At 60.0% G+C, this 14,330-nt stretch carries 8 protein-coding genes; all 8 read right to left on the reverse strand.

Features of this window, described 5'->3' with window-relative positions; genetic code table 11:
- Positions 1-2 precede the first annotated feature (2 nt).
- Entirely contained in the window at positions 3-983 is a 981-nt protein-coding gene (locus tag DyAD56_RS11295) for a MoxR family ATPase (RefSeq protein ID WP_102302871.1), read from the reverse strand.
- A 31-nt stretch (positions 984-1,014) separates the two neighbouring features.
- Positions 1,015-3,525 (reverse strand): fused MFS/spermidine synthase, encoded by a 2,511-nt coding sequence (locus DyAD56_RS11300; RefSeq protein ID WP_233202385.1) that lies wholly within the window; start codon positions 3,523-3,525, stop codon positions 1,015-1,017.
- A 140-nt stretch (positions 3,526-3,665) separates the two neighbouring features.
- On the reverse strand, positions 3,666-5,300 hold the full coding sequence (locus tag DyAD56_RS11305; RefSeq protein ID WP_233202386.1) for an arylsulfatase: 1,635 nt from the start codon (positions 5,298-5,300) through the stop codon (positions 3,666-3,668).
- 594 nt (positions 5,301-5,894) lie between these two features.
- On the reverse strand, positions 5,895-7,565 hold the full coding sequence (locus DyAD56_RS11310; RefSeq protein WP_102302874.1) for an arylsulfatase: 1,671 nt from the start codon (positions 7,563-7,565) through the stop codon (positions 5,895-5,897).
- Between the two features lie 96 nt (positions 7,566-7,661).
- Positions 7,662-8,627 (reverse strand): HAD family hydrolase, encoded by a 966-nt coding sequence (locus DyAD56_RS11315; RefSeq protein ID WP_102302875.1) that lies wholly within the window; start codon positions 8,625-8,627, stop codon positions 7,662-7,664.
- A 406-nt stretch (positions 8,628-9,033) separates the two neighbouring features.
- Positions 9,034-9,564 (reverse strand): NADPH-dependent FMN reductase, encoded by a 531-nt coding sequence (locus tag DyAD56_RS11320; RefSeq protein WP_102302876.1) that lies wholly within the window; start codon positions 9,562-9,564, stop codon positions 9,034-9,036.
- A 293-nt stretch (positions 9,565-9,857) separates the two neighbouring features.
- Positions 9,858-11,387: a CehA/McbA family metallohydrolase gene (locus DyAD56_RS11325; protein WP_102302877.1), complete on the reverse strand. Its 1,530-nt coding sequence runs from the start codon at positions 11,385-11,387 to the stop codon at positions 9,858-9,860.
- A 73-nt stretch (positions 11,388-11,460) separates the two neighbouring features.
- Entirely contained in the window at positions 11,461-14,256 is a 2,796-nt protein-coding gene (locus tag DyAD56_RS11330; RefSeq protein ID WP_233202387.1) for a TonB-dependent receptor, read from the reverse strand.
- Between the last annotated feature and the right edge of the window lie 74 nt (positions 14,257-14,330).

Here is a 14,330-nt window from a genome sequence, read left to right on the forward strand (position 1 = left end):
CCTCAGGCCGGTACGGCCACGAGTTCAAGGATCTTGTCGATCACCTGATCGGCATGGATACCTTCTGCGCTGGCGTCGTAGGAAAGCATGATGCGGTGACGCAGCACCGGATGGGCCATCGCACGCACGTCATCTGGCGTTACATGGTCACGACCCTCCAGCCACGCGTGGACGCGCGACGTGCGCTCCAGTGCAATGCCGCCGCGCGGGCTGGAGCCGACCTGGATCCAGGTTGCCAGCGTCTTGTCGTACTGATACGGATGCCGCGTGGCATCGACCAGCGCCATGATGTATTGCTCGATGGTCGGAGCCACGTGCAGGCCGTGGATCTCGTCACGCGCGTCGAAAATGCTTGCTGGCTCGATGCGCGTGATCGTCGCAACAGCGGCGCTGGACGAACCACCCACCTCTTCGCTGCGTACCAGTTTCAGCACGCCGACCTCGCTGTCACGGTCCGGATAGTCCACCAGCACCTTCAACAAGAAGCGGTCGAGCTGAGCCTCTGGCAGGGGATACGTGCCTTCCTGTTCGATGGGATTCTGCGTGGCCATCACGATGAACAGATCGGACATCTTGTGCGTGGTTCCCGCCACGGTGACCTGCCGTTCCTCCATCGCTTCCAGCAACGCCGCCTGCACCTTGGCCGGTGCGCGGTTGATCTCGTCGGCCAGGATGACGTTGCCGAAGATGGGCCCAGGTTGAAACTGGAAAATGTTCTGACCGCCCTGCTGATGCAACACTTCCGCACCCGTGATGTCCGAAGGAAGCAGGTCCGGCGTGAACTGGATGCGGCGCATCTCGGTATCAAGATGCTTCGCCATGCTCTTGACTGCCCGGGTCTTGGCGAGACCGGGCAAGCTTTCCAGCAGCAGATGCCCGTTCGCCAGCAGGCCGACAATCATCTGCCGGATCAAATCCGTCTGCCCGATGATGGACGCTTCCATCTGCGTCTGCAGGTTTGACATGGCCTCTTTGGCGTTCATGTGTCTTTTCGGCTCCCTTGCCTAGCGTGCATCACGGACCGCCACCGGCAATCCAGCGGTAATAGGGGTTCTGGCCATCTGCCTGCATCACCAAGCCCAGTGCTTCGGACCATTGGTCGCGATCACCCTGATAGGCCGCCAACCCGGAGGCGTAAAACGTGAAAAGCACATCGCGCTGGCGGTGCATGGCTTCGATCAGTTCGGGACTGGCGCCGCGTAGCGGCGGTTCCGTCCGCAGCGCCACCAGTTCGGGAAGCACTCGAACCAACTCGTTGCGTCGCACCCAGGTCGCGTACTCGATGCTCGGATGATCGTCGGTGACAGGCGGCGTGCTTCCCGCATAGCGCTCAAGACCGGCGCGATCAGTCACCCAGGTCGCCAACAACGCCGCTGGCGAACTTACGCCGACCTCACCCAGCGCACCGGCGACGGACGGCTGATTGAAATGTTGCTCAATCCGCGTCGCATCGAGTTCAATCGGGTCGTTCGAGCCGACCAGCAGCATTTCGTGCAGTTCAGTCGTCCACAGTGTGGCGTGGGGAAACGCATCGAGGAACGCCCGCACCATGGCGCGAGAATCTTCGTCGTTCTGCGTCGGCAGCGGCCACCACTGTGCCAGCACCCCCCCTGGCGCAAGTCGCCTTGCCGCCAGTTGGTAGAAATCTCGCGAATAGAGGTTTACCACGCCTGCCGCCGAGGGCGGCGGCGGCTCCAGCGTGATCACGTCGTAGCGCTGTTCGCTGGCCAGCAGCTCACGCCGACCATCGCGTAGCCGGATATCCAGGCCGTGGTCATGTCCCGCCCCGTAGTTGCCCTGAAACTGCGACGCGGCGCGTACCACGGCCGGCAGCAACTCCGCACAGACGCGTGTGGAGAGGCCGGGGTACTGCGACAAGGCACCGGCGGTAATACCCGTCCCGAACCCGATCACCAGGCCCGAGTGTGGCTCCCCACGATGGATGATCAACGGCAACAGCGCTTGCAGTCGCATGTAACGCAGCGAAGGCAAGGTATCTCCCGAGTTCGATACGCCCTGGATATACAGGCGATGAAATGTGTGATCACCCTGCCCTTGCGCCAACACAGCGACCGTACCGCCTCGGCTTTCCTCGTAATAGGTGATCTCTCCGCCGCGGTTCTGCGTTAGGAGACTGGCCAGCTTTTGCGGAGGCGTCAGCACCGCAGCGACCATAGAGCACACGGTCACCGCCGCCACGGCCCAGCGAGCCCGGCCGCGCTGCGGGGATCCCACGAACACGGCCACCAGACCAACCAGCGCGGCCAGCATCGCCAGTAGCGCGAGCGACCGCACAAGCCCAAACGTCGGCACCAGCAGGAAACCCGTCAATGCCGTACCCGCGATGCCACCAAGCGTGTTGAAAGCGAGCGCCAAGCCGACGCTTTGGCCCGTATTGTCGGCGCGCGCAGAAAGGCGAAGTACCGCGGGAAAGGCGGCGCCCAACAGCAGGGTGGGAATCAGCACGATCACGCTTGCCGCTGTCGCAAAACGCGCGCACATGGAAGCCAGTCGGCTGCCTGTCATCGACATCACCAGATTTGACGCCTGGCTTTGCAACGTCGGCAACCAATCACCAAGCAGGCTTACCTGCAGCAACGCTGCGAAACCGGCGAGAGCGATCAGGACCCCGAAAGCCGCCCAGCCATTACGAATGCGATCGGCAAAGCGGGCATATATCGCGCTACCCGCCATCAAGCCAATCAAATAAACGGCGAGCATCATGGCAAACGCAAACGAACGCGTACTCATGAACTGCACCACGGTTTGCGACCACACCACTTCGTAGCCAAGCGCGATGCCACCGGCAATGGCGTAAAGCGCAAGCGCCAGACGAGCCGACTGGGGAGTTACCCCCTGATTCGCAACCATGGACGGCGGTGGCTCCAAGCGACGGTCCAGCGCCAACGCCACTAGCGCGGCCAGCACATTGACCGCAGCGGCCACCCAAGCAGAACCCTGCACACCCAGTGCAGGAAGTAGCAGGAAGGGCGCGGCCAACACGCCGAACACCGCACCCGCGGTGTTGGCTGCGTAAAGGCGACCGCCTATGCCAGCCACACTGTCGCGTGCAGCCGTACGCACGAGAACCGGCAGCGCGCCGCCCATGGCAACCGCCGGTACGCCAACCAGAAGAAAAGGAAGCGACCACGCGAGCCAACCCATCTGCTGCTCAAGCGTGGCGAATAAAGAAGTGCTGTGCGCCAGCAAGAAAGTCGCGGCCACGCCGAGAACGGCAACCGCACCTTCCAGCCATGCATAGAGACGAAGTGGGTGTTCAAGGCGATCCGCCTTGCGTCCGAACCACGCGCCCCCCAGAGCCAGACCAGCGAAGAAAGCACTTACCGCAATAGTGACGGCATAGACCTCGACGCCGACCACCAGTGAAAGCTGTTTGATCCAAAGGAGCTGATAGACCAGCGAAGCCGCTCCCGATCCAAAGAGAAGCAGTGCCGGCGCAACGCCTGTCGTGGAGACGGCAGGTGTGGCCACAAAGGCTTGTTTTCCAACACGGGGAGGTTTCATGGCAGGCATGCAACTCGCGCGAGGCTGGTTCTTCCGGAGTATAGAGAACAAACAGCGCACCACTGACTACTTAAGTAAGAATGACCCATATCGAAAAGTGGACGCGAGTGATAACTGGATCACTCGCGTCCAACAGGCAATTACTTGCCTTGTTTCTGCTGCAGCTCACGCTTCAGCGCATCGGTCGCCTGGTCGATGGTGAACGTCGCCGGGATCTGACTAGGTGGATATTCCTTGAACGACTGCAGCATCTGGGTGGCACGCATCACGCCTTCGGCGGCCAGATAGACGTTCTCCGTCTCCCAGGCATAGTAGCCATTGGTTGGGCCGACATCGGCACGCTCGTACGGGTCCATCCTCAAGTTGAAGATCTTCGGTACGCGCAAGCAAACGAATGGTTCCATCCAGATCTGCAGCCCGCCTGGCGCGCGCTGCTCGCAGAACTCGACCTTCCAAGCCGTAGGCACCTTCCCCCCTGGCGTTATCGTATCGAAACGCACCGCCATCACTTGTGCATTGTCGTTGAAGTAGAAGAACTCCTTGCGAGGTCCTTCGTTGGTTTTGCCCGTGAGGTAGGGAAGGAAGTTGTAACCGTCCAGGTGCACCTTGAAGTTCTTGCCTCCGACGCTGGTACCCTTGAGCAGCTTGTTGGTGATGTCCGAATCGCCGGCGGCAGCCACCAGGGTCGGGAACCAGTCAAGGCCGGAAACTAGTGTATTGCTCACCGTATTCGGCTTGATGTGTCCTGGCCAGCGCACCATGGCCGGCGAGCGATACGCGCCCTCCCAGTTGGAATCCTTCTCGCTACGAAACGGCGAGGTGGCGGTATCTGGCCAAGTGAACTCGTTCGGGCCGTTGTCGGTAGTGAAGACCACGATGGTGTTCTTGGAAACACCCGCTTCTTCCAGCGTCTGCAGCAGCTTGCCGACGTTCTGGTCCATTTCCCACATGCCATCGGCGTACATCTGACCCTTGCCGAGACCCGCCTTGCCCTCGTATTCCGGGCGTACATGGGTGAACACGTGCATGCGCGTGAAGTTCATCCACATGAAGAACGGCTGCTTAGCATCCGCCTGCTTCTTGATGTAGGAGATTGCCGCACCGGTGGTCTCGTCGTCGATGGTCTCCATGCGTTTCTTGGTCAAGGGACCCGTGTCCTCGATCTTGCCGTCCGCATAGGAATGGATCACGCCGCGCGGGTTGTAGTGCGCAAGGAACTCGGGGTTGTTCGCCGGCCAATAGGGACGCTCAGGTTCCTCTTCCGCATTGAGGTGATAGAGGTTTCCAAAGAACTCGTCGAAACCATGCTTGGTCGGCAGGAAGCGATCCTGGTCGCCCAAATGGTTCTTGCCAAACTGCGCCGTGCCGTAGCCCATCGACTTCAGCACCTGAGCGATGGTGACGTTGCTGTCCTGCAAGCCCACTGGCGCACCCGGCAGGCCCACCTTGGACAGACCAGTGCGTAGGACGTTTTCGCCCGTGATGAAAGTGGAGCGCCCGGCCGTGCAGCTGTTTTCGCCGTAGTAGTCGGTGAAGATCATGCCTTCGCGGGCAATGCGATCGATATTCGGCGTGCGGTAACCCGTCATACCCATGGAATAGGCGCTGAGGTTGGAGATGCCTATATCGTCGCCAAAGATGACGAGGATGTTCGGCTTTTCATTGCCAGCAGACGCATCGGCCGCCGCGGACTGCGCCTGGACAGCGGGTGGCTGCATGGCAAAGGCAGCAACGCCGATCACGGTCGTCGCAATCATCGCCGTGAGTGATCTCATCAAAGTACTTCGCTTCCGTGACGGAAACATGCTTGTGCTCCTGATTGGACTTGACCGCGCCATGCAGCCAACGTCGATGCATCCCTTCCTCCTCCGGGAACCGACGAGCCAGTGAAGATCCAACCACACCGCCCACGAAATCACTTTGTCACCATGAGCAAGGTGATCAAAGTTCCTCGAACGAAAGAAGGTCGACTAGAGTGCCCAAGCTCAGCGATGCGTGACATCGCTCAAACCCTCAGCGCCGTGTAGGGTTTTTGCGCAACGCTCGGTGCTTCGCGAAGCGGACGCGAAAAGCATGCGCAGTCATCAGAGATATCCTGCTCAAAACAGGAAACATCCTACTCACACCAAGCTATGCCACCAGGCGGACTCAACACTTTCGTCCGGCATCGCGATGCGCACGTTGAACATCGAAGGGATCATCAGGAGTATGGATGACAATCCAAATGGCCGTCTGTACCAGCAGCTACTCATGGGGCTGCCGCAGGCCACGACCGGACCGGTTTCAAAAAGCAAACGCCAGCCGATATCTTCGGCTGGCGTTTGCTTGGAGCTCTCTATGCCACTTCCCTGTGGCTACTTCGCGGGCGACTACTTGCCCTGCTTTTCCAACTGCATCTTTAGGGAGTCGATTGCCTTGTCGATGGTGAACGAACCGGGCGACTGGCTCGGCGGATAGTCCTTGAAGGTCTGCAAGAACGTGGCGGCTCGGCGGGTACCGTCAGCGATCAGGTAAACGTTCTCGGTCATCCATTGTTCGTAGCCCGTCGTCGGACCGATATTGGCCCGCTCATACGGATCCATTCGAAGATTGAATAGCCGCGGCACGCGCAGACACACAAAGGGCTCCTGCCAGATATCCAGGCCTCCTTGCGCCTTTTGTTCGCAGAAAACGGTTTTCCATGCGTCGGGTCTCACACCACCCGTCTCGATGGGGTCCCAACGCACAGCCACCATTTCGGCATCATCGTTGAAGTAATAGAACTCTTGCCTCGGCGAAACATTCGTCTTTCCGGTCATATAGGGCAGGAAGTTGTAGCCGTCCAAATGGACTTTGAAAGTCTTTCCGCCGATGCTGTCTCCCTTAAGCAGCTTGTTGGTGATATCGGGATCGCCGGCGGCTGCCACCAAGGTGGGAAACCAATCGAGGCCAGAGATCAACGCGTTACTCACCGTGTTGGGGCGAATGTGCCCGGGCCAGCGAACCATCCCCGGCACACGGAAGGCGCCCTCCCAATTGGAGTCCTTCTCACTGCGGAAGGGTGTATTGGCGGCGTCAGGCCAGGTGAAGAAGTTCGGACCATTGTCCGTGGTGAAAACCACGATGGTGTTCTTGGCGATGCCGGCATCATCGAGCGACTTGAGCAGCTTGCCCACGTTCTGATCCATCTCCCACATGCCATCGGCATATTCATGCCCATCGCCCAATCCAGCCTTGCCTTTGAATTCGGGCCGCACATGGGTGAAGACGTGCATACGCGTGAAGTTCATCCACACGAAGAACGGCTGCTTGGCATCGGCCTGTTTCTTGATGTAGGAGATCGCGGCGCCTGTCGTCTCGTCGTCGATGGTCTCCATGCGCTTCTTGGTCAGCGGGCCGGTATCCTCGATCTTGCCGTCCGCGACACTGTGTATGACGCCGCGAGGATTGTAGGACTTGAGGAACTCCGGGTCGTTCTTGGGCCAGTACGGACGCTCCGGCTCTTCCTCTGCATTGAGGTGGTAGAGATTGCCGAAGTACTCATCAAAACCGTGCTTGGTCGGCAGGAAGCGATCCTGGTCGCCCAGGTGGTTCTTGCCAAATTGCGCTGTGCCGTAACCCAGTCCCTTGAGTGCCTGAGCAATGGTGATGTCGCGATCCTGCAGGCCTTGCGGCGCACCGGGTGCACCCACCTTCGACAAGCCCGTGCGCAACACAGTCTGGCCCGTGATGAAGGTTGAACGGCCCGCCGTACAGCTGTTCTCACCGTAGTAGTCGGTGAAGATCATGCCCTCGCGGGCGATACGGTCGATGTTGGGCGTGCGGTAGCCGACCAGACCCATGGAGTAAGCACTCAGGTTCGAGATACCTACGTCATCACCGAAGATGACAAGGATATTCGGCTTGCCGTTGTCGGACGATGACTCCTGCTGATCTTGTGCCGGCGGCTGTGCTTTTGCCACGGGTGGCTGGAGAGTGACGGCGGCCACGACCAGCAAAGCCGTCGTGACTACCGTCGTCAGTGATTTCAACAAGGTACTGCGCTGCCACGGGCGAAACATGGGAACCTCCAGGTGTACACGACTGCGCGGGGCAGCCAACGGGGACCACATCGTTCAATCCGCAACGGCGCACGCGGGCGGCGCCGTCGTATTGCGCTACTGCTTTTCTGCGGGGTAGATAACCTTCCAGTCTTGCTTCATGTCCACTACGGTCCAACCCTTGGCCGTGGCTTCATCCAGCGCCTTATCGAGCGTACCGACTGGCGACTTCCGGTCGTAGGCGTATTCGCGCGCGGCATCGGTGTGATGCACCAGGCCCGCGAAACGCGCGCCACCGCCCGATGTCGTCCACTCCAGCATCTGCTGGTCACCATCAGAGTTGCCGAATGCAAAGATGGGCTTGCGACCGATGAAGCGTTCGATACCGACCGGCTTGCCTGCGTGGTCGTCGACAAGGGCCACGTTGGGCTCCTTGATCAATACGGGTTGACCATCGCGCAACTCGTACTTGAGCTCGGTCTCGCTGCCAATCACCTGCTCAGGCGGGACGCCATACACGGCCTCAGCCCAGGCGCGCATGAAGTCCTGGCCGCCGCCGGAAACGATGTAGGTCTTGAAGCCGTTCTCGCGCAGGTAGTGCAGCAGCTCCAGCATGGGCTGGTAGACCATTTCGGTGAACACACGGTGCGTCTTCGGATGGCGCGCCGTGGACACCCATTGGTTGACGCGCCGCGCGAATTCGTCGGTGGACATACCCGCATGCGTGGCAGCCATAAGTTCAATGGCACCTTTCTCGCCTGACGCGGCCAGCCCTTTCATGTCGCCGGCCAGCGCAGATTTGAAGGGTTCGGTTGTCTTCCACTCCGGATGTTGCGGGGCCTGCGCCTTCACCTGATCCAGTACGAAGAAGAACTCGAAGTAGATGGGCTGCTCCGTCCACAAGGTGCCGTCGTTGTCGAATACGGCGATGCGTTTGGCTGGTTCGACGAAATCGGGCGAGCCCGGCTTGGTGACCTTAGTGACGAAGCTTTCGATTTGCTGCTTGGTTCCACCGTCGTTCCAGGATGGCAACGGATCCTGCGCGGCCATACACGCGTTGGCCCACACCAGCGCCAAAAGCATGCATAGCGATCCCCGACGCGCCTTCCCGTTCTTTCGTGCCCCTACCCTGCTTATGTCAGAGCGATATGCCGCATACATCCACACTTCTCCCGATATACCAACTCCATCGCGACAACCGGCCAGGCCTTTCCTGGCCACCGCCACGATGCATGAAGAACACGCCCGACGGACTGTGCCCGAGCTACGCGCGCTGACGATGCGCGACAATTCTCACGGTCGCGGATTTGGACGGCACTGACAATTCGAGAGACTACGTAGGTGCGCTAAGCAAAAATACGGTAGTGCATGAAGCGAACACCATGCGCCGCACGGTGTAACCGCGTGAGGGGCGAGTGAAAGTGGATTTGCCACATGATGGTGCGCACCGATTCGGCAGCCACCGACAAACGCCTTACAAGTGGCCCAGCTACCTTGCCTCGATGGCGGCAGCAACTTCGGACAGGAAGTCCGTGATCTGCGATGTGTAGCCGGGTTCACGCATCAGTAGCGCGATGTCTTCCACGGACTTGCCCACCAGCGGCAGGCGGAGGAACACCTGAGGAAGAAAGCCGTCACTGACCGTCCCGAGCACAACCCTGAGCGAGGCCAGCATGTCGTCACCGCGGTGTGAGGCGTGAGCGAGCGCGATGGGTTTACCGATGATTTCGTAACGGGAAACCATCCAGTCGATGGCATTCTTCAAGCCGCCGGGAATGGCCCTCACGTACTCCGGGCTGGAAATAATGATGCCATCCGCACCGGCGATGCGACTCAGAAAATCAACCACAGCCACCGGCGTCTGCTCTCCTTCCAGATCGGGCGAGAACACGGGCAACGTATCGAGCCGGTGAAACACCGACACGTCCACGCCGACGGGAGCAAGGCCTCTCATCGCCATGAGCAACGCAGTGTTCGTGGATTCCTGGCGCGCGCTACCTGAGATAGCTAAGAGCTTCATATCGGCCGGGTCCTGAACAGGGCAATCGCGGAAGGCACCGGATAAAACACCGGTAGGCGGCACCGCTTTGCACAAACGGCCACGCATTATAAAGATACGGCGCCTCTGCGTTCCATGGCGCCTTTCCCGCCGGAGGCTTCCAGCTCGTTCGTTCGACCTGGAAGCCACTCGCGCGGGTATGTCACGCCTCAGGCGTCACCTCAGGCAATGTCCATATCCAGCCGAAGAACGACCTCTCCGGCCCGTAGAAGCGAAACAAAAAGCTCAAGGGAAAGAGACGGATCGGCGCGCACTCAGTTGACGTAAATCGGATTACCAACGATCAAGAAGGCTCCACCCGCATCACGCACGTTCGCACGAACCCAGTGGCGCTTGCCATCGCTTGGCCAATCAAACGACAACGTCTGCTTTGCCCCGTGAATAGCCAAGTTCTCCTCTAGCTGAAAGAGTTTGCCGTCCATGATGATTTCTGCCTTTGCCTGGTCCATCGCGGTCGCATGCATGGTGACGCGAACGGTGCTTCCAGCGGATGCACTCAACGAGTCGCCCATCTCGGCCGCCTGATTGCCCACGCTCGCCACCATGTCGAACAGACGATCGCGACTGCCTTGCACATCGATGAAGACGTGACCCGCACGAATGGCGTCGAGAATCGCCTTCATCGATAACTCGCTGGCATGCACCACCGTCGTCGGCAGACCGATCGCCGTGCTTCCGCCAGGCATGGGCAGCGCTACTTTCGCGTTGTGGTTGTCGCTACCGCCGATGCCGGTGAGGTGGAGGCCTTTATTCAATTGGTCTTGCCAGAAAGGGATACCAGTGTAGGTCGGACTGAGCGCGTCCATTCCGTTTACTGCTTCAATGGCTTGCACGCGCCGCATATCTACCGGCTTTGAGGGCGTCCAACCGCAGCCCATACAAGTTTCATCATTCGGGCGGATGGGGTGATTGATGGAAAGCACACCATGCAAGGTCGCTGCTTGTGCCAGCAGCGCGTTCCAGTCCGGCACGGATGCACTGCCGAGGCGAAAATCCAGCGGCTCCGTGGTCCCAAAAAGATTGGCGTGGCCTTCAAACGTAGTGATCTCGCGCGCGGGAATCAGCAGCAATCGGTCGAAGTACGGCTGCAATTCGCGGATGTCGTTGGCCTGCGATATCGTGTTGTGATCGCTCAGCGCGATGAAGTCGAGCCCGCGTTTGGCCGCATCGTCCACCGTAAAGAACAGCGGGCACGGCGCACGTGCGCCCCCACTTTGCGTAGGACAGCTTCCGTCGCTGTGAGCGCCATGCATATGAAGATCACCGCGATACCAACCCGCCTCCTTGCGCAGCGGTGGGTTGAGCACGGCAGGCAACCATGCGGGATCGCCCGGATGGCCGAACCAGATCTTGGCGGTGAATTCCGCTTTCGACGCCGGGCGGATATTGGGGATGCCGAGCAGGAGTGCCCAGCGCCCGGGCTGAATCGGACCGGGAGCGAAGGATGGCGTGGCATCAACGGCACCCACGGTAAAAAGCTGTTTGCTTCCACCCGTCCACCCACGGAGGCCCTGCTGGCCGTGAAAGCCTGCCGGATCTATCAGTCCAAGATCGACGGTGGTGTGCTCATCACGCCCTGTGGATTCAAACTGCACAGTGATGCGATTGACACCCTCGGGCACCTTGAACGGCACCTCGCGATAGGTATGGTTGTCGGCGCCTTGCAACTGGCCGCGCAGCACGACGTCCGGCGCAGTATCCGTGGCGCACGCCACGCCGATAACCGCCAGCCAGAGTGCGGCCAGCGCCAGAAGCCGATGACGACAAAGTGAGCTTTTATGCATGGCTTTCTTCCTGCAGCAGGAAAACCATCCCGCGCGCCGCCATGCGGAGCGACGCGCGGGACGCCAAACGCCGTCAGAAACGGTACATCACCGAGGCGCGGAACGAGCGACCCAGCAACGGACGCGCGATGAACACGCTCTTGGTCGCATCACTGCTCGCCAGCTCGCCGGCACGCGGGTTGCCCTCCGTCAGGCCCAGCGAGTTGTTGAGATTGTCGGCGTAGAAGAAGAACGACAGCTCCGGCGTCATCTGGTAGCGCGCGCTAAAACCGATGGTGTGGTACTGCGGCAACACCACCGAGTTGGCCGTATCCACATAACGCCGACCCTCGTACTCGTAGGACATCTGCAAGCGCAGCTTGTCGTCGAGCAGGTTCACACCGGGAACGATACGAAAGCTGTTCTTCGGTACGCGAATGAGCTGATTGTCATCGTAATTGAGCAACACCGGCGCACCCGCCGTAACGGTGGTATAGCTTAGACCCTTGTACTTCGGATCCTGCACCGTGGCCGTGTATTGCACGTCGAACCACTTGGACGGATAGAACGTGCCTTCCAGCTCCAGGCCATAGGTTTCGGTGTTCGCATAGCCGGTCTGCGGCGTCGACACACCGGTGTTCGGGTTGAACACATAGTTGCTGAAGCTGACGTTGTTGTACTTGGTATAGAACAGCGTGGCGTATGCATCCATGTAGCGGTTGCTGTACTTGTAGCCCATCTCCGGCAGGATCATCGTCTGCGTGATGGGTGTAGCCGTCGGCGAGGTGATGTACGAGCTAAGGTTCGGCAGGCGGAACGTGGACGTGTAGCGGGCAAACACACCCTGATGCTCGCTGAACTGATAGTTGGCGCCCAAGGTCCAACCCAGCTTGTTGAAGCTGTGATCGTAATCGGCGTACTGACCGCTGCCAGTGAGAATGTTGCTCGTCGCAGGCGTTCCCAGGTTCACGGTTTGTGACAGCTCGGTCCAGCCTGTCGTGTTCACGCGCTCCCAGCGCGCGCCGCCATCAATGCGGAGCTTGTCGTTGACCTGCCATTCGTCCGAGGCATAGAACGCGCTGGTATTGGATGTGCCACTGGCATGCGCCCACTCATAGCCATAGCCGTAGATGCCATTGTTGGTCAGCTTGCCAAGCGCATTGCCGTTGGCACCCACCGCCACCACGTCCAGCAGGCGTGCGTTGTCGGTCGCGGTGAGGATCGCCGTCGACGAGTAGCGATCAAAGCTCTGGTTGAAGTGCGCGTAGTAGTAACCGAACGTCACGTCGTGCGTCTGGTCACCCAACTCGAACTTGCGCAGCAGGCGCGTGTCGCTGGTGAACTCGTTCATCGGCATGGTGATGCCGCGCAAGCCACCCGTCACGACCAGGCCGTTATTGGGACTAGCGTTGTACGCCTGCCCGTTATCCACGTATTGCAGCTGCATGCCAGCCGCATTCGGATAGTACTGAGCAAGCCGGCTCTGGGCGGTGCTGAGGAAGCCCGCAGTGGTTTGCACGGCATTCGGATACACACCATTGCGCTGCGTATCGGTATCGCTGTAGCGCAGGTTCTCCGCAATCTTCCAGCCATCGCCCAGGTTGTAGTCGAACTTCACCGTGAACTGCGTACGCTTGACCTGCGTGCCCAGCGAGTTGTCGAAGTTGTACAGACTGCCGTTGCCCTGAATCATCTGGATGTGTTCGGTCTCCGGCCCGGCGAGCGTGCCGTAGTTGCCATTGAAACCCGGCACGGCCTGCAGATCGCCGCTGGCATTGCGATACATCGGGATGCCAAGGTCCAACGCCACCTTGTCGTCCATGTGCTTCACGTCGAAGCTGATGCTGCCGTTTTCGAACTGCTTGGAGAGCGAGGCGCGCAACTGGCCGCCTTGATCGTTCGTGAAGCCGGGGCTGCGGACGCCATTATCCTGACGAAAGAAACCACCCGCACTCAGCTTCCAGCCATCGCCGATAGGGGTGCCGTACCAGAAGTCGAGGCGATTGAGCCCGTAGTTACCCACGGTGTACTTCACCAGGCCTTCGGCGGAGTCACCGACCTGACGCGGAATGAAGTTGATCGCACCGGCCGGCGCATTCGAATAGAAGATGGATGACGGACCACCGCGCACCACTTCGATGCGATCGATGGTTTCATCCAGACGAAAAGCCTGATCGGCATTGAGATAGCCAAGTGCTGGATCGTGCTGTACGGGAATGCCGTCTTCCAGCAGGTTCACCGAGCCAAAACCGTCCACCGGAATACCACGCGCACGAATGTTTCCACTCGCTTCGCCACCCGACGACTCCACCCAGAAACCCGGCACCGACTTCATCGCCTCGGTGACGCTGGTCGGGTTCTGCATGCGCAGGCGGTCTTCGTCGATGGTGGTGATGGAGTAGCTGGTCTGCGCCTTGGTGCGCTCGTCTACACCGGAACGCGCCGTCACCACCACCTGATCGAGATCCTTTGCACTCTTGTTGCCGCCGGATGCAGCAGCCGCGTCACCGAACGGATTGGAGCTTGCGTTACCGGCCGTCGTCACCGCAGCGGAGGCCGGATTGCCCGCATTGGCTGCCACGTTTCCCGGGATGATCGACACCGTGTTGGGCGTGACCAGGCGGTAGGTCAGGCCCGTGCCTGCCAGCAACTGACGCAGCTGCTGTTCCGGCGCAAGGCCGGCGTCGGCACCCGGGCTGCGCACGGTATCGGCGATATCCGAACCATAGACGATCTGCATGCCCGCTTCGTGCGAGAAGCTCTCCAGTGCCTTGGCGAGCGGCATCGGCGCAATAGCCGTCGTATGCAATGCACCGGCTTGGGCGAAAACCGCCAGAGGAAGACTGACGCCAAGCGCCAGCGCGATATGGAAAGCCAAACGATGTCGCATTTTGAAAGAAGCCTTGAGTGGGTTAGTCAACGGCCGGCGACATGAGTTTTCGCCAGCCCATACCCTTCAAGAGC

It is taken from the genome of Dyella sp. AD56, assembly GCF_002878475.1.
Classification (GTDB): domain Bacteria; phylum Pseudomonadota; class Gammaproteobacteria; order Xanthomonadales; family Rhodanobacteraceae; genus Dyella.

Coding starts and splice junctions, on each gene's coding strand:
- DyAD56_RS11295 (WP_102302871.1), bottom strand. CDS start 983: ATGAACGCCAAAGAGGCCATGTCAAACCTGCAGACGCAGATGGAAGCG.
- DyAD56_RS11300 (WP_233202385.1), bottom strand. CDS start 3,525: ATGAAACCTCCCCGTGTTGGAAAACAAGCCTTTGTGGCCACACCTGCC.
- DyAD56_RS11305 (WP_233202386.1), bottom strand. CDS start 5,300: ATGAGATCACTCACGGCGATGATTGCGACGACCGTGATCGGCGTTGCT.
- DyAD56_RS11310 (WP_102302874.1), bottom strand. CDS start 7,565: ATGTTTCGCCCGTGGCAGCGCAGTACCTTGTTGAAATCACTGACGACG.
- DyAD56_RS11315 (WP_102302875.1), bottom strand. CDS start 8,627: ATGCTTTTGGCGCTGGTGTGGGCCAACGCGTGTATGGCCGCGCAGGAT.
- DyAD56_RS11320 (WP_102302876.1), bottom strand. CDS start 9,564: ATGAAGCTCTTAGCTATCTCAGGTAGCGCGCGCCAGGAATCCACGAAC.
- DyAD56_RS11325 (WP_102302877.1), bottom strand. CDS start 11,387: ATGCATAAAAGCTCACTTTGTCGTCATCGGCTTCTGGCGCTGGCCGCA.
- DyAD56_RS11330 (WP_233202387.1), bottom strand. CDS start 14,256: ATGCGACATCGTTTGGCTTTCCATATCGCGCTGGCGCTTGGCGTCAGT.